This window comes from Nonomuraea sp. NPDC049750, assembly GCF_040659625.1.
Classification (GTDB): domain Bacteria; phylum Actinomycetota; class Actinomycetes; order Streptosporangiales; family Streptosporangiaceae; genus Nonomuraea.
This window is the reverse complement of sequence record NZ_JBFANB010000018.1, coordinates 109,724-124,483: the sequence shown is the minus strand read 5'-3', so window position 1 is coordinate 124,483 and position 14,760 is coordinate 109,724. Positions and strand designations below refer to the sequence as shown.

General features: G+C 68.6%; 17 protein-coding genes. 15 read left to right on the top strand and 2 right to left on the bottom strand.

Annotated features, from left to right (window positions below; all coding sequences use genetic code 11):
• Positions 1-178: 178 nt before the first annotated feature.
• From AB0J16_RS37380 to AB0J16_RS37355, 6 genes are all read left to right on the top strand, one after another.
• Positions 179-1,258, top strand: a complete 1,080-nt coding sequence (locus tag AB0J16_RS37380; protein ID WP_358548669.1) for a BMP family ABC transporter substrate-binding protein — start codon at positions 179-181, stop codon at positions 1,256-1,258.
• Positions 1,259-1,371: 113 nt separating this feature from the next.
• On the top strand, positions 1,372-2,979 hold the full coding sequence (locus AB0J16_RS37375) for an ABC transporter ATP-binding protein (protein ID WP_358548666.1): 1,608 nt from the start codon (positions 1,372-1,374) through the stop codon (positions 2,977-2,979).
• Positions 2,979-4,118: an ABC transporter permease gene (locus tag AB0J16_RS37370; protein ID WP_358548663.1), complete on the top strand. Its 1,140-nt coding sequence runs from the start codon at positions 2,979-2,981 to the stop codon at positions 4,116-4,118. Before AB0J16_RS37375 ends, AB0J16_RS37370 begins: the two co-directional genes overlap by 1 nt.
• A complete protein-coding gene (locus AB0J16_RS37365) occupies positions 4,115-5,395 on the top strand; it encodes an ABC transporter permease (RefSeq protein ID WP_358548660.1) in 1,281 nt (426 codons plus the stop codon). Before AB0J16_RS37370 ends, AB0J16_RS37365 begins: the two co-directional genes overlap by 4 nt.
• Positions 5,392-5,787, top strand: a complete 396-nt coding sequence (locus AB0J16_RS37360; RefSeq protein ID WP_358431638.1) for a cytidine deaminase — start codon at positions 5,392-5,394, stop codon at positions 5,785-5,787. Before AB0J16_RS37365 ends, AB0J16_RS37360 begins: the two co-directional genes overlap by 4 nt.
• A gap of 5 nt (positions 5,788-5,792) precedes the next feature.
• Positions 5,793-7,070 (top strand): thymidine phosphorylase, encoded by a 1,278-nt coding sequence (locus tag AB0J16_RS37355; RefSeq protein WP_358548861.1) that lies wholly within the window; start codon positions 5,793-5,795, stop codon positions 7,068-7,070.
• A 15-nt stretch (positions 7,071-7,085) separates the two neighbouring features.
• On the opposite strand, the gene AB0J16_RS37350 is transcribed toward AB0J16_RS37355, so the two are convergent.
• On the bottom strand, positions 7,086-7,472 hold the full coding sequence (locus AB0J16_RS37350) for a MarR family transcriptional regulator (RefSeq protein WP_357650985.1): 387 nt from the start codon (positions 7,470-7,472) through the stop codon (positions 7,086-7,088).
• A gap of 135 nt (positions 7,473-7,607) precedes the next feature.
• Between AB0J16_RS37350 and AB0J16_RS37345 the strand changes: the two genes are divergently transcribed.
• From AB0J16_RS37345 to AB0J16_RS37330, 4 genes are all read left to right on the top strand, one after another.
• Complete coding sequence (locus AB0J16_RS37345) at positions 7,608-8,966, top strand: MFS transporter (protein ID WP_358548657.1); 1,359 nt, start codon at positions 7,608-7,610, stop codon at positions 8,964-8,966.
• 148 nt (positions 8,967-9,114) lie between these two features.
• A complete protein-coding gene (locus tag AB0J16_RS37340) occupies positions 9,115-9,810 on the top strand; it encodes a hypothetical protein (RefSeq protein ID WP_358548654.1) in 696 nt (231 codons plus the stop codon).
• A gap of 4 nt (positions 9,811-9,814) precedes the next feature.
• Positions 9,815-10,171 carry a cupin gene (locus AB0J16_RS37335; RefSeq protein WP_358548651.1) on the top strand — a complete coding sequence of 119 codons (357 nt, stop codon included), beginning with the start codon at positions 9,815-9,817 and terminating at the stop codon, positions 10,169-10,171.
• 140 nt (positions 10,172-10,311) lie between these two features.
• Positions 10,312-10,503, top strand: coding sequence for a hypothetical protein (locus AB0J16_RS37330; RefSeq protein WP_358548649.1), 192 nt, complete (start codon positions 10,312-10,314; stop codon positions 10,501-10,503).
• A gap of 98 nt (positions 10,504-10,601) precedes the next feature.
• Here the strand turns inward: AB0J16_RS37330 and AB0J16_RS37325 are convergent, their stop codons facing one another.
• Positions 10,602-10,760: a hypothetical protein gene (locus tag AB0J16_RS37325; RefSeq protein ID WP_358548647.1), complete on the bottom strand. Its 159-nt coding sequence runs from the start codon at positions 10,758-10,760 to the stop codon at positions 10,602-10,604.
• 226 nt (positions 10,761-10,986) lie between these two features.
• Between AB0J16_RS37325 and AB0J16_RS37320 the strand changes: the two genes are divergently transcribed.
• The 5 genes from AB0J16_RS37320 to AB0J16_RS37300 all read left to right on the top strand — a co-directional run bounded on the left by AB0J16_RS37320 (position 10,987) and on the right by AB0J16_RS37300 (position 14,738).
• Positions 10,987-11,532, top strand: coding sequence for a hypothetical protein (locus AB0J16_RS37320; RefSeq protein ID WP_358548646.1), 546 nt, complete (start codon positions 10,987-10,989; stop codon positions 11,530-11,532).
• 72 nt (positions 11,533-11,604) lie between these two features.
• A complete protein-coding gene (locus tag AB0J16_RS37315; RefSeq protein WP_358548643.1) occupies positions 11,605-12,678 on the top strand; it encodes an adenosine deaminase in 1,074 nt (357 codons plus the stop codon).
• Entirely contained in the window at positions 12,675-13,286 is a 612-nt protein-coding gene (locus AB0J16_RS37310; protein ID WP_358548640.1) for a PH domain-containing protein, read from the top strand. The genes AB0J16_RS37315 and AB0J16_RS37310 overlap by 4 nt, the downstream gene beginning before the upstream one ends.
• Before the next feature lie 130 nt (positions 13,287-13,416).
• Positions 13,417-14,235, top strand: a complete 819-nt coding sequence (locus tag AB0J16_RS37305; protein ID WP_358548638.1) for a MerR family transcriptional regulator — start codon at positions 13,417-13,419, stop codon at positions 14,233-14,235.
• A 17-nt stretch (positions 14,236-14,252) separates the two neighbouring features.
• On the top strand, positions 14,253-14,738 hold the full coding sequence (locus tag AB0J16_RS37300) for a GyrI-like domain-containing protein (protein ID WP_358548636.1): 486 nt from the start codon (positions 14,253-14,255) through the stop codon (positions 14,736-14,738).
• The last annotated feature ends 22 nt before the right edge of the window (positions 14,739-14,760 follow it).

Below are 14,760 nucleotides of genomic sequence, written 5' to 3'. Positions count from 1 at the left end.
CAACCCGCATCCGCAGATTCAGGTCACGGACACGAGTGATGTCGATAACGGAGCGGTTGCGACCCTGTGTGCCGGTTTTGTCCGCCCTGGTCAACCAACTATCTTCCGTGCAGGGTTGCCGTACATTTCTTCGCGCCTGCGACGAAGTTTGACGGCGGGGAAATGGAAAGGAGTCGCCTTGCTCAGCAAGCGATTCGGCAGGATGGCGGCCGGTTCGATAGCGGGGGCCATGCTGATGGCGGCCGCGGCCTGTGGCGGCAGCGGCGGCACGGGAAGCGACGCCACGTCCAGCGCGGCGCCGACCTCCGGGGCCAGCAGCGAGGCGCCGAAGTCCGGCGCCCTCAAGGTCGGCCTCGCTTTCGACGTCGGCGGCCGTGGCGACAAGTCCTTCAATGACGCCGCCTACGCGGGCCTGGAGAAGGCCAAGACGGAGCTCAAGGCCGACATCAAGGAGCTGAGCCCCGCGGCCGACGGCTCCAACCGCGGCGAGCTCCTCCGCCAGCTGGCCGACGCGGGCTACAACCCGATCATCGGCGTCGGCTTCGCCTACGGTGACGACATCAAGAAGACGGCCGAGGAATACCCGGAGATCCAGTTCGCGGTCGTCGACTCCGCCTCGAACGCGGCCAACGTCACCGGCCTGCTGTTCGCCGAGGAGCAGGGCTCCTACCTGGCGGGCGTCGCCGCGGCGACCAAGGCCAAGAGCGGCCACGTCGGCTTCGTCGGCGGTGTCGAGAACGACCTGATCAAGAAGTTCCAGGCGGGCTTCGAGGCCGGTGTGAAGTCGGTCAAGAAGGACGCCAAGATCGACATCAAGTACCTCAGCCCCGACGGTGACTTCAGCGGCTTCAAGGCCCCCGACAAGGGCAAGGTCGCGGCCGAGAAGATGTACCAGGACGGCGCGGAGATCGTCTACCACGCCGCCGGCGACTCGGGCCTGGGCGTGTTCCAGGCGGCGGCCGCGGCCAAGAAGAAGGCCATCGGCGTCGACTCCGACCAGCGCCAGACGGTCAAGGAGACCGACCTGCAGTCGGTCATCATGACCTCGATGCTCAAGCGCGTGGACGTCGGCGTGTTCGAGTTCGTCAAGGCGTTCCAGGGTGGCGCCAAGGGTGGCAGCAACACCATCTACGACCTCAAGGTCGACGGCGTGGGCCTGGCCACCACCGGTGGCGAGATCGACGACATCAAGGACAAGCTGGACGCTGCCAAGCAGGACATCATCGACGGCAAAATCACGGTTCCGTCCAAGCCGTAATTGAGGTAGGAACGTTGACCGAGGGCCCGGAGTCCAGACCGACCCCGGGCCTTCGGCCTATCCGCTCTTGGAGACACCAGTGAGCGGAGCGATTGAGGAGCGGTGAGCGATCTGTGAACGCCGACACCCTCGCCGCGGTGCAACCCGCCGTCGAGCTGGAGGGCATCACCAAACGCTTCCCCGGCGTCGTCGCCAACCATGACATCCGCATCACCGTCCAACCTGGCACGGTGCACGCGATCGTGGGGGAGAACGGCGCGGGCAAGTCCACCCTGATGAAGATCCTTTACGGCATGCAGAAGCCGGACGAGGGCACGATCAAGGTGAACGGTGTGGAAGTGGCCTTCCGCACGCCGAGCGACGCCATCAACGCGGGCATCGGCATGGTCCACCAGCACTTCATGCTGGCCGACAACTTCACCGTGCTGGAGAATATCGTCCTCGGCGCCGAGCCGAAGAAGGGCGGCCGGCTCGACTCCGCCGGGGCCCGCGCGCGCATCAGCGAGCTGGCCGCCGGTCATGGCCTGCGGGTGGACCCCGACCGGCTGGTGGAAGACCTCGGCGTCGGTGACCGGCAGCGAGTGGAGATCCTCAAGGTCCTCTACCGTGGCGCGCGCATCCTGATCCTCGACGAGCCGACCGCGGTGCTCGTACCCCAGGAGGTCGACGAGCTCTTCGACAACCTGCGCGAGCTCAAGGCCGAGGGCCTGACGGTCATCTTCATCTCCCACAAGCTCGACGAGGTGCTCAGCATCGCCGACGCGATCACCGTGATCCGGCGCGGCACCACGGTCGCCAGCGTCGACCCCGGCGAGGTCACCGCGCGGCAGCTGGCCGAGCTCATGGTCGGCAGCGAGCTGCCCACGCCCGAGACGCGCGAGTCCACGGTGACCGATGAGATAGCGCTCAAGGTGTCCGGCCTGACCATGGAGGCCGACGGCTTCCGCCCGGTGCCCAAGGGCACCTCGATCCCCCTGTACGTGGCGAAACTCCGCGAGGAGGGCCGCCGGCTGCTCCTCGACGACGTGTCGTTCGAGATTCACAAGGGCGAGATCCTGGGCATCGCCGGGGTCGAGGGCAACGGCCAGTCCGAGCTGATCGAGGCCATCATGGGCATGCGGCCCGTGCACGGCGACATCTCGCTCGACGGCGCCGACATCAGCACCTGGACCACCCTCAAACGCCGCGAGTCGGGCATCGGCTACATTCCTGAGGACCGCCACCGCCAGGGTCTGCTGCTGGAGGCCTCGCTCTGGGAGAACCGGGTGCTCGGCCACCAGACCAGACCGCCCGCGCGCAAGGGCATCTGGGTCAACCGACGCTCGTCCAGGGCCGACACCGAACGCATCGTCAAGGAATACGACGTCCGTACACCGAGCGTCGACACGCTGGCGCTGGCCCTGTCGGGCGGCAACCAGCAGAAGTTGATCGTCGGGCGTGAGATGAGCAGCCAGCCGAAGTTCCTCATCGCCGCCCACCCCACCCGCGGCGTCGACGTGGGCGCCCAGGCCGCGATCTGGGACCACCTGCGTAACGCCAGGGCGGCGGGCTTGGCCGTACTCCTGATCTCGGCCGACCTCGACGAGCTCATCGGCCTGTCCGACACGCTGCGGGTGATCTACGGCGGGCGGCTCGTCGCCCACCTCGACCCGTCCGACGTCACCCCCGAGCGGTTGGGCGGCTACATGACCGGCGCCATCACCAGCACTGAGGAGACGTGATGCCCGCCGGGCTCTACCGGGCGCTACTGACCGTCGCCGGCGCCGTCGCCGCCATCATCCTGGCGATCCTGATCTCCAGCGTCGCGATCATCGCGGCGGGGGCCAGCCCCGAGGCCGCGTTCGCCGCCTTCTTCGACTTCGGCGAGACCGAGCGGGCGGTGGTCAACGGCATCACGACCATGCTCAACCGGGCCGTGCCGCTGTACATCGCCGGCCTGGCCGTGGCCGTCGGCTTCCGCATGAACCTCTTCAACATCGGCGTCGAGGGCCAATATCGCATCGCGGCCATCTGCGCCGCGTACGTCGGCTCCACGTTCGTGGCGCCCGCCTGGATCCAGATCCCGGTGATCATCGTGGTGGCGATGGTCGTCGGCGGCTTCTACGCGCTGATCCCCGCCGTGATGAAGGTGACGAGGGGGGTGAACGAGGTCATCTCCACGATCATGCTGAACTACATCGCGATCAACCTGGCCGCTTTCCTCGTCCGCGGTCCCTTCACGGGGGAGCGCGCCAAGGGCGTGCTCACCACCACGACGCCCGCGCTGCCCGAGTCGGCCTGGTTCCCCAACCTCAACGTCCTGTTCGAGATGTTCGGGCTGCCCGCGCCCCGAGGTGGCGGTCTGTGGGGCTTCCTCCTGGTGGCCGTCCTGCTGGGCATCGGGCTCTGGGTGCTGCTGGAGCGGACCCGGTTCGGCTTCGAGGTCAAGGCCAGCGGCCTCAACGCCTCGGCCGCGCTGGCCTCCGGCGTCAGCCCGAAGAAGATGGTCATCTCCGCGATGGTGCTCTCCGGCGCGATCGCCGGGCTGATCGGCATGCCGGAGATCCTCGGCGACAAGCACTCCTTCGGCTCCAACTTCACTCCGGGCCTGGGCTTCCTGGGCATCGCCGTGGCGCTGCTCGGCCGGAACAAACCCGGTGGCATCGCCATCGCGGCGCTGCTGTTCGGCTTCCTGGACCATGCGCAGGGCCCGCTGCAGTTCGCCAATGTACCGCCGTCGGTCATCATGATCATGCAGGGCACGATCGTGCTGCTGGTGGTCATCGCCAACGAGATCACCAGCAGGATCGCGCTGCGGCGCGAGGAACGGCGGGCCGCTCAGCAGCTCGGCAGGAACACTCCCGTTGAGGTGACAGCATGACGAAGGTCAGCCGATACCACTTGGCGCTCATCGGCGTGGCCGTGCTCATCCTGGTCATGTCGCTGGTCCGCGTCATCTCCGGGCAGGACGACATCACCTCGTCCGGCACGTTCAACGCCGCCCTGATGCTGTCGGTGCCGATCGGCCTGGCCGGGCTCGGCGGCCTGTGGGCCGAGCGGGCGGGCGTGGTCAACATCGGCCTCGAAGGCATGATGGTGCTCGGCACCTGGTTCGCCGGCTGGGCCGGATACCAGTGGGGCTTCATGGCCGCGCTGGTCGCCGGGCTGATCGCCGGCGCGCTCGGCGGACTGATTCACGCGGTCGCGACCGTGACGTTCGGCGTCGACCACATCATCAGCGGCGTCGCCATCAACCTGCTCGGCCCCGGCATCACCCGCTTCCTGTCCGAGGTCCTCTACGGGGAGGGCACCCGCGCGGCCGCGGCGGGCGCGGGCATCACCACCTCGCCGGCCATGTCGTCGGAGGCGCCCGAGGTCAATCTGCCGCTGTTCGCGGCGGGTCCCGACTGGCTCGGCAGCCTGGAGCGCACCCACTGGTTCCTGGTCTCCGACGTCGCGGGCATCCTGCGCGGGCTCACCCACGAGGTGAACGTGCTGGTCATCCTGGCCGTGCTGCTGCTCCCGCTGACGTTCTTCGTGCTCTGGCGTACGGCGTTCGGCGTGCGGCTGCGCTCGGCGGGCGAGAACCCGTGGGCGGCCGAGTCGCTGGGCGTGAACGTCTACCTGATCAAGTACGTGGCCGTCGTCATCTCCGGCGCGTTCGCCGGGCTCGGCGGCGTGTTCCTGGTCTTCATCTCCACCAAGTACGTCGAGGGCCAGACGGCGGGCCGTGGGTTCATCGGTCTGGCCGCCATGATCTTCGGCAACTGGCGGCCCGGGGGGCTGGCCGCGGGCGCCTCGCTGTTCGGCTACGCCAGCGGCCTGCAACTGCGCAGCTCCGGGGCCGTGACGGCGTTCTTCCTGTTCGGCGCCATCCTGCTGCTCATCTACATCGGCACCAAGGTGCGCGCGCTGTTGTCGTCCGGCCAGCCGGCGGAGATGGTCACCAGGGGCGCCAGGGAGTACAACCTGATCGCGGCGGCCGCCGCCGGCACGATCGTACTGATCTGGCTGTGGCTGACCGTCGACAAGTTGCCGAACGAATTCGTCTTCATCACACCACACGTGCTCACGCTGCTCGTGCTCCTGGTGGCTTCGCAGCGACTGCGGATGCCCAAGGCCGACGGCGTGCGCTATCGCCGGGGGGAACAGCATTGAACGTCGACTGGGACGGCCTGCGCACGGAGGCCGTCGAGGCCATGCACAACGCGTACGCGCCCTACTCCAAGTTTCCCGTCGGCGCGGCGGCGCTCGTTGACGACGGCCGCGTCATCACCGGCTGCAACGTTGAGAACGCCTCCTACGGTCTGGGCCTGTGCGCCGAGTGCGGCCTGGTCTCGGCGCTGCACTCCTCGGGCGGCGGTCGGCTGGTGGCCTTCACCTGCGTGGACGGCCACGGGGAGCTGCTGATGCCGTGCGGGCGCTGCCGGCAGCTGCTCTTCGAGTTCGGCGGCGAGGAGTTGCTGGTCGAGACCGTGGACGGGCCGAAGCGGATGGCCGAGATCCTGCCCTACGCCTTCGGCCCCGACGACCTGTCGAGGTCGGCCTGATGGCCATGGACGTCATCGAGGTCATCGTCGCCAAGCGGGATGGTGGCGAGCTGACGGCCGCCCAGATCGACTGGGTGATCGACGCCTACACCCGCGGCGAGGTGGCCGACGAGCAGATGTCCGCGCTGGCCATGGCCATCCTGCTGAACGGCATGAACCGGCGGGAGATCGCCGGCTGGACGCAGGCGATGATCCGCTCGGGTGAGCGGATGGACTGGTCCGCGCTGGACCGGCCCACCGCCGACAAGCACTCCACCGGCGGCGTCGGCGACAAGATCACGCTGCCGCTCGCCCCGCTGGTGGCCGCGTGCGGTGCCTATGTCCCGCAGCTGTCGGGCCGCGGCCTCGGCCACACGGGCGGCACGCTGGACAAACTGGAGTCGATCCCCGGCTGGCGGGCCTCGCTGTCCAACGACGAGATGCTCTCGGTGCTGCGCTCGGCGGGCGCGGTCGTCTGCGCCGCCGGCTCGGGTCTCGCTCCCGCCGACAAGAAGCTGTACGCCCTGCGCGACGTCACCGGAACGGTCGAGTCGATCCCGCTCATCGCTTCGTCGATCATGTCGAAGAAGATCGCCGAGGGCACCGGGTCACTGGTGCTCGACGTCAAGGTGGGCTCGGGCGCGTTCATGAAGACGCCGGAGCGGGCCCGCGAGCTGGCCGAGACGATGGTCGCGCTGGGCACCGACGCGGGCGTGCGCACGGTCGCCCTGCTCACCGCCATGGACCGCCCCCTGGGCCGCGCCGTGGGCAACGCCCTGGAGGTCGAGGAGTCGGTCGAGGTCCTGGCGGGCGGCGGGCCGCCGGACGTCGTGGAGCTGACCGTACGGCTGGCGCGGGAGATGCTGGAGGCGGCCGGGATCTCCGGTCCTGACCCGGCGCGGGCGCTGGCGGACGGCTCGGCCATGGACGCCTGGCGCCGGATGATCACCGCCCAGGGCGGCGACCCGGACGCGATCCTGCCCAGGGCGGCCGAGACCATGGTGGTCGAGGCGCCTGACTCGGGGGTCCTGTCACGCCTGGACGCCTATGCCGTCGGGCTGGCGGCCTGGCGGTTGGGGGCGGGGCGGGCTCGTAAGGAGGATCCGGTGTCGTTCGGGGCGGGCATCGTGCTGCATGCCAAGCCGGGTGACCTCGTACGTGAGGGGCAGCCGCTGATGACGCTGCACGCGGACGAGACGGGTCGCTTCGAGCGGGCCCTGGCGGCGCTGCAGGGTGGCTACGAGGTCGGGACGGGCAGCGCCGAGGTGCTGCCTCTGGTGCTCGACCGGATTACGGCCCAGTAGGGGCGTCGGGGGACTTCAGCGTACGAGGACGGGCGCGTCGGCGAAGATGTCGGCGAGGACGGCGCGCTGCGTGGGCAGGGCCTCCTTGTGGCGCGCTCTCCCCGCCTCGGTGATGCAGACGAAGACGCCACGGCGGTCCTGGTCGCACACCCCGCGCGAGACCAGCTGAGCCTTCTCCAGCCGCGCCACGACCCTGGACAGCGCGCTCTGGCTCAGGTGAACCTCGTCACAGAGCTCCTGGATCCGGAGCTTCTTGTCGTGATGGACGATCCGGTCCAGCACCTCGAACTCGCTCGGCCCCAGGCCGTGCTTGTCACCCAGCTCGCGTTCCAGCGAGCACATCGCCTTGGCGTGCTTCGCCAGGACGTAGTGCCAGGTCCCGACCACGAACTCCTCGTCCATGTCGCGGAGGTTACCACTTCGCTAAAACTGATGCAACGGAATTAAATGCGTTTGCATTAGATGCGGATGCATGTAGTGTACTGACTCATGTCCTCTCACTCATCCCGTTGGGGCGCGCTCGCCGTGCTCTGTGCAGTGATCTTCCTTGACGCCCTTGACGTGTCGATGGTCGGCGTGGCGCTGCCCGCCATCCAGCACGACCTGGGCCTTTCTACCTCTTCTCTGCAGTGGGTTGTCAGCGGCTACGTGCTCGGTTATGGCGGTCTTCTGTTGCTGGGCGGCAGGACCGCCGACTTGCTCGGGCGACGCAGGGTGTTCCTGGTCGCGCTGGGTGTCTTCGCCGTGGCGTCGTTGCTCGGTGGTCTGGTGGACGACGGCGCTCTGCTGATCGCGGCCAGGTTCATCAAGGGGGTGGGCGCCGCCTTCACTGCGCCGGCCGCCCTTTCGATCATCACCACCACGTTTCCCGAGGGGCCTGAGCGCAACAAGGCGCTCAGCATCTTCACCGCGTGTGGCGCCAGTGGCTACTCGCTCGGACTGGTGCTGTCCGGCCTGCTGACCGAGATCGGCTGGCGGTGGACGCTGCTGATGCCGGTGCCGGTCGCGATCATCGCGCTGGTCGCGGCGCTCAGGGTGCTGCCGCGTGGCGAGGAGGAGCGGGCCGAAGGCGGCCACGACCTGATCGGCGCCGTGCTGATCACCGCCTCGATGCTGCTGCTCGTCTTCACCGTCGTCCAGGCGCCCGAGGCCGGCTGGACCTCGCTGCGCACGATCGGCTCGCTGGTCGCCGTCGCCGCGCTGCTCGGCCTGTTCGTCTTCGCCGAACTGCGGATGAAGCACCCGCTGGTCCGGCTGGGCATCCTGCGCTCCGGCTCGCTCGTCCGGGCGAACCTGGGGCTGCTCATCCTGATGGGCTCGTACGTGGCCTTCCAGTTCGTGGCCATGCAGTACTTCCAGAACCTGCTCGGCTGGTCGGCCCTGGGCACCGCGCTGGCGTTCCTGCCCGCCGGGGTGCTCGTCGCGATCACCTCGACCAAGATGGGCGACTTCGCCGACAGGTTCGGCACCACCAAGCTGACCATCATCGGCGCGGCGGCGCTGGCCGGTGGCTACGCGATGTTCCTGGGCATCGACGAGCACCCCAGCCTGGGCGGCCTGGTCATTCCCGGCATGCTGCTGCTGGGCATCGCGTTCGCGCTGTCCTTCGCGCCGCTGAACATCCAGGCCACCAACGGCGTGCACGACGACGAGCAGGGGCTGGCCTCCGGGCTGCTCAACACCTCCGGCCAGGTGGGTGGCGCGATCGTGCTCGCGGTGGTCTCGGCGGTGCTGACCTCGAACGGCACCACCCTGTCGATCGAGTCGCTCCGCTCAGCGATCGTGGTGTCGCTGGTGCTGGCGCTGGTCGGGGTGGCCATCTCGGCCACCGGGCTGCGGGTACGCAAGCCGGTGGCGGCCCCGCAGGAAGAGGCGAAGGTGTACGAGACGGTCTGACATCCGATTCGTTGGCAGGGCCCCGCGCGGACCGCGCGGGGCCTTCTCGCTCTTTGTGCTTCCCACGCGTCGGCTATGGGTAGCCCATGTTCGTGCCACTGGCGCGCCGCGCCGCTTGTGATCCTCTGAACTGGGGAATCAATCTGCTATGCGCCCGCCACCCGCGCTCGGGCATCCGTCACGACGCCGCCCGGCCCACGCCGCCGCTCTCGCTTGTCTGCTCGTACTGACGGCGTGCGGTACGGCCTCGCCAGGCGGCGCCGGGAGCGGCGCGACCACGAGCGCGTCAGCCGAGCCCACCGTCCCACCCAGGGTCGCCACCCCATCGACGTCACGCGGTCGGACCTCCACGTCCACGTCCACCTCCTCGTCCTCCTCCTCCATCTCTGTCGACACGGGCACGCGGAAGGCGGCGCCGACGAGCACGGTCGAGGTGGACGTACAGCACAACATCGGCGACCCGGCGGTCGTGCAGGGCGTCCGCTACGCCGCCCACGACACCTACGACCGCGTGGTGATCGACCTCAAGGGCTCCATACCCGGCTACAACGTCAAATGGGTGGACAAGCTACTGCAGGACGGCTCTGGCGAGGACTTCGACCTCCCCGGCGGCGCGTACCTCCAGCTGATCCTCGCGCCCGCCGACGCCCACGACGCCAAGGGCAGGCCCACCTGGAAGGGCGGCCCCATCTTCCCGGCCAACCTCGGCAACGTGACGCATGTGGTCAAGACCGGCGACTTCGAGGGGCGCGTCGGAGTCGGCCTCGTGCTCAACCATCAGGCGGCGTTCGAGCTGAAGGAGCAGTCCGATCCCGACCGGCTCGTCATCGACGTGGCACACTGACCTGGTGGTTAGAAAGATCGAAGCGGCAACCCGCGTCCCGGTGCCCGGCGGCAAGCTCATCGACGAGCACGTAGGCCGCGTCAACAGCGGCGACGAGGCGATCTCCATCGCCCACATGGTCGCCCCGCCCGGCTGGGACGAGCCCGCACAAACGCCCTCGTTCACCGAATACACCGTCGTCCTGCGCGGCAGGCTCCTGGTGGAACACGCCAACGGCACGACCGAGGTCACGGCGGGCCAGTCCATCGTCACGGACCCGGGCGAGAAGATCCGCTACAGCACCGGCCCGGACGGTGCCGAGTACATCGCCGTCTGCCTGCCCGCCTTCTCCCCGGACGGGGCCAACCGCGCCGAGGATTGACCGATCAGCGCGGATCACTCTCGGTTGATTGCCATCTCTAATCGCCACAGCCTGGCTTGGCTCGATGTTCACGGCGTTTTCGCAGCTCACATGGTGTGACGTGCTTTCGGGTCGAGCGAGGGCGCCCCTGGGCTTTCACCTTGCGTATACGGAGCGCTGATGCACTGAGCGCTGTCCGCCCGACGCTCTGCTCCACGCTGGGCATCCTGCTCGCCATCACCGCCTGGAACGAGTACTTCTGGTCGGCTATGGTGCTGCAGCGCTCCAACGCGGTGGTCCAGCTCGGCCTGCGCAGCTTCATGGGCACCGAAGGCAACGACTGGGGGCGCTGAAGGCCACCGCGGGGCTGGCCTGCCTGCCAGTGCTGGTGCTCTACCTGGTGCTGCAGCGGCACATCGTGAACGCGTTCGTCAGGTCGGGTCTGAAGTGATCAGGCGGTGACCTCGGTGCTCGGCGGCAGGCAGGACAGGAACGCCTCGACCAGCGGGCCATGGTCGGCCCGCCACACCGCGTACAGGGCGAGGATGGGCACCGGGTCGTAGAGCGGCAGCGAGACGACCCGCGGGCCGCCGGCCGCGCCGACGGACACCCGGCCACGCCCGCTGCGGCACCAGGTAGAGCACGAGCCAGGCGCACGCTACCTCGGCAGGGGCAGCAGGCGATGAACGCCCGGCGTCCTACGAGCGGCAAGTGTTGATCAAGAGCGTTGTAAGCCGATGTCTCTATTAATGGGCTGAAAAGTAATGGGCTGAAAAGCATGCGATGTGGGAGCTCACCGCACGCCGGGGCGCCCAAAGGGATCTGGAGGCTCCGCGATGACACGTCCGACCGCCGCTCGCGCGTACGTGCTCGGCTTAGCCATCGCCGCTGTGCTGCTCGCCGGATGTAGACCCCAGGCGGAAACGGCCAGAAGCGGCGGAACCCAGACGACGGGCAGCTGCTCGCTCACAGTGGAAGAGCTCTCCAAGGCCACCTCGCTGAGCTGGGAGCTGAAGGAGAAAAGGGACGACCACCCGCTGGAGACCCTCGAATCGGTCAAGGCGAGCGTGTGTCTCTATACGGCGGCGGACGCTCCGCAGGCGGGGTCGGATCCGCTGGTGCTGAGGACCGACACCGTCGGCGGGAAGGACGTCGCCGCCGTTCGTCAGGAATTCACCGAGTCGTGCACCGGGTACGACGGCCAGGTGCGCGAATCGTCGGCCGCCAAAGGCGCGATCGTGTGCGACCGTGACGGCGCCGTGGCGGAGGGGCTGGTGGAGAGCGTTGACCGGCTGGTGAGCGTCTATTTCGTGAACGCCGACAAGACCACCGCCATCAAGCTCACCAAGAAGTTCGACGCCATCCTCAGAGCCGTGGGGTGACCGGCGACACGGGCCGATGTCGGCCCAGTTGGAGCCGGGAGTTCGTCGGCGGAAGGCGCATATCATGGGCGGATGAGGCCCACGCTTGACGAGATCCAACGGGCGCCCAAGGTGCTGCTGCATGACCACCTCGACGGCGGCCTGCGGGCCGAGACCATCGTCGGGCTGGCGCGCGACTCCGGCTACGGCGAACTGCCCACGACCGACGCCGACAACCTTCGCGAGTGGTTCGAGGAGGCGGCCAATTCAGGCTCGCTCGAACGCTACCTGGAGACCTTCCAGCACACCGTCGGCGTCATGCAGACGCGCGAGGCACTGACCCGCGTCGCCGCCGAGTGCGCGGAGGATCTGGCGGCCGACGGGGTCGTCTACGCCGAGGTGCGCTTCGCGCCCGAGCAGCACACCACCACGGGGCTCAGCCTCGATCAGGTGGTCGAAGCGGTGCTGGACGGGTTCAGGCAGGGCTCCGAGGGGCGCGGGATCAAGGTTGGCACGCTGCTGACCGCGATGCGGCATCAGGCGCGGTCGATGGAGATCGCCGAGCTGGCCGTGCGTTATCGGGATGGCGGGGTGGTGGGGTTCGACATCGCCGGGGCCGAGGCGGGCTACCCGCCCACCAGGCACCTCGACGCGTTCGAATACCTGCAGCGGGAGAACGCGCACTTCACCATCCACGCGGGCGAGGGCTTCGGGCTGCCGTCGATCTGGCAGGCCATCCAGTGGTGCGGCGCCGATCGGCTCGGCCACGGGGTGCGGATCATCGACGACATCTCGGTGTCGGACGACGGCTCCGCCAAGCTGGGCCGCCTGGCCGCGTACGTCCGCGACAAGCGCATCCCCCTGGAGATGTGCCCCACCTCCAACCTGCAGACCGGAGCCGCCGACTCCATCGCCGACCACCCGATCGGGCTGCTGCGCCGCCTGCACTTCAGGGTGACGGTCAACACCGACAACCGGCTGATGAGCCGCACCAACGTGTCGCTGGAGTTCGACAAGCTGGTGGAGGCGTTCGGCTATGGCTGGGATGATCTGCAGTGGTTCACGGTCAATGCGATGAAGTCGGCGTTCATCCCCTTCGATGAGCGGCTGGCGCTGATCAACGGTGTGATCAAGCCCGGATTCGCGCGGATGAAGTGGCAGCCGTGAAAGAGACCTACCGTTCTAAGACCGCCTTCGTGCTCGGCTGGGTGTGGCTGGCGTTCGTCGCCTTCAACATCTGGGATCTGACCGCCCGCTACAACGGCAAGCCCTCGCTGGTGGCGGGTGCCGTGCTGGGCGCGCTGACCGCCGTGGTCTACCTGGTCGCGCTCCGCCCCGCGACCGTGGTGACCGAGGAGGGGCTGGTGGGGCGCAACCCGCTCCGCTCGACGTTCGTGCCGTGGGCCTCGGTGAACGACGTGGTGGTCTCCCACACCATCAACGTCCGCTACGGCGCCGAGCAGGTGTTGCGCCTGTGGACGCCGATGAGCACGGCGCGCGAGCGGGCCAGGGCGCAGCGCCGGGCCACGCCCAGGCAGGAACGCGGTCGCTTCAAGACCGAGCCCACGCTGAGCAAGGCGGAGCAGGCGGCCGCGGAGGCGTTCGCCGGGAAGACGCACGCCGACTGGGTGGGGCAGCAGATCACCGAGCGGGCGGAGTCGGCCAAGCGCCGCGACGTGCAGGTCCCGCCCGCCCGCGCCAGCTGGGCGATCGACTCGTTCGCGGTGCTGGCCGCGGCGATCGCGCTCGTGGTGATGGCGGTCGTGATCGGCTAACGGTGGTGATCGGCTGACCCGGTCGAGCCACGGTCGTGATGGGGTGAGCCGTCGAGCCACGGTCGTGCTGGGGTGACCGGCCGAGGTTGTTGACCCTGACACCGTGTCAGGCCCTACACCTGGAGGGGTCATGTTCAGTATTGGAGACTTCGCCAGGCTCGGGCTCGTGTCCGTGCGCATGCTGCGCCACTACGACGCGATCGGACTGCTGCGCCCCGCGCACGTGGACCCGGCCACCGGCTACCGCTCATACCAGGCGGCGCAGCTGTCCAGGCTCAACCGCATCGTCGCGATCAAGGACCTCGGCTTCACGCTGGAGCAGGTCAGGGCGATCCTCGACGACAAGGTCAGCACGGAAGAACTGCACGGCATGGTACGCCTGCGCCGCGCCCAGTTGGAGGCGCGGATCAGCGCCGACCTGGCCAGGCTGCGCGGTGTCGAGGCGAGGCTCCGGACCATCGAGACGGAGGGGCACATGCAGACGGATGAGGTCGTGCTCAAGGAGATCGCCGCGACCAGGGTCGCCGAACTCAGCGCGCGGGCCGCCAGCTACGAGGGCGAGGACATCGGGCCGGTCATCAAGCCGCTGTTCGTCGAGCTCTGCGGGCGGCTGGAGGCGGCGCGGGTGACCATCGCGGGTCCCGGCATCGCGTACTACATCCCCGAGGACGACGGCGCGGTGATGGTGCACGTCGCGTTCCCCTTCACGGCGGAAGAGAAGGACGAGTACGACGTCCAGTTCGTCACTTTGCCGCGCATCGAGACGGCGGCGACGATCATCCATCATGGCCCGATGGAGGAGGTGGGCCCGACGTTCCAGGCGCTGGCGCACTGGATCGAGGCGAACGACTACCGGTCGAGCGGCCTGGCCAGGGAGATCTCCCTGCACTGCCCGGACGACCTGGCCGAATGGGTGACGGAGCTCCAGATCGAGGTGTCCCCGGCCTAGTGGAGAAGGACATAACAATGCCGAACATCATTGACCACCCCGACCGCCCCTACGTGGGGGTCCGCGGGACCATCAGCATGACCACCTTCGGTCTGGTGGCCGACCGCATCGGCGAGCTGATCGGCTGGCTGGCCGAGCGTGGCGTGGCACCCGCCGGGGCGCCGTTCCTCAGGTACCTCGCCATCGACATGCCGGCCGACCGGCTGGAGGTCGAGGCGGGCGTGCCGGTCGCGGCCCCGGTGGCGGGTGAGGGGGACATCTTCGCGGCTCACCTCCCGGCCGGGCGCTACGCGACGGTACGCCACCACGGCCACCCCGACCAGCTCAGAGGCGTCATCGAGAACCTCCTGACCTGGGGCTCCGAGCAGGGCCTCAAGTGGGACATGACGCGGGACGGCGACACCGAGCTGTGGGGCTGCCGCCTGGAGCTCTACCAGACGGATCCCCGAGTCGAGTCCGACCTCAACAACTGGGACACCGACCTGGAGCTCCGCCTGACCTGAGCGCTTCAGGGCGTGGGGGCGC

Coding starts and splice junctions, on each gene's coding strand:
- AB0J16_RS37300 (WP_358548636.1), top strand. CDS start 14,253: ATGCCGAACATCATTGACCACCCCGACCGCCCCTACGTGGGGGTCCGC.
- AB0J16_RS37315 (WP_358548643.1), top strand. CDS start 11,605: ATGAGGCCCACGCTTGACGAGATCCAACGGGCGCCCAAGGTGCTGCTG.
- AB0J16_RS37350 (WP_357650985.1), bottom strand. CDS start 7,472: ATGGACGAGGAGTTCGTGGTCGGGACCTGGCACTACGTCCTGGCGAAG.
- AB0J16_RS37320 (WP_358548646.1), top strand. CDS start 10,987: ATGACACGTCCGACCGCCGCTCGCGCGTACGTGCTCGGCTTAGCCATC.
- AB0J16_RS37370 (WP_358548663.1), top strand. CDS start 2,979: ATGCCCGCCGGGCTCTACCGGGCGCTACTGACCGTCGCCGGCGCCGTC.
- AB0J16_RS37365 (WP_358548660.1), top strand. CDS start 4,115: ATGACGAAGGTCAGCCGATACCACTTGGCGCTCATCGGCGTGGCCGTG.
- AB0J16_RS37355 (WP_358548861.1), top strand. CDS start 5,793: ATGGACGTCATCGAGGTCATCGTCGCCAAGCGGGATGGTGGCGAGCTG.
- AB0J16_RS37305 (WP_358548638.1), top strand. CDS start 13,417: ATGTTCAGTATTGGAGACTTCGCCAGGCTCGGGCTCGTGTCCGTGCGC.
- AB0J16_RS37340 (WP_358548654.1), top strand. CDS start 9,115: ATGCGCCCGCCACCCGCGCTCGGGCATCCGTCACGACGCCGCCCGGCC.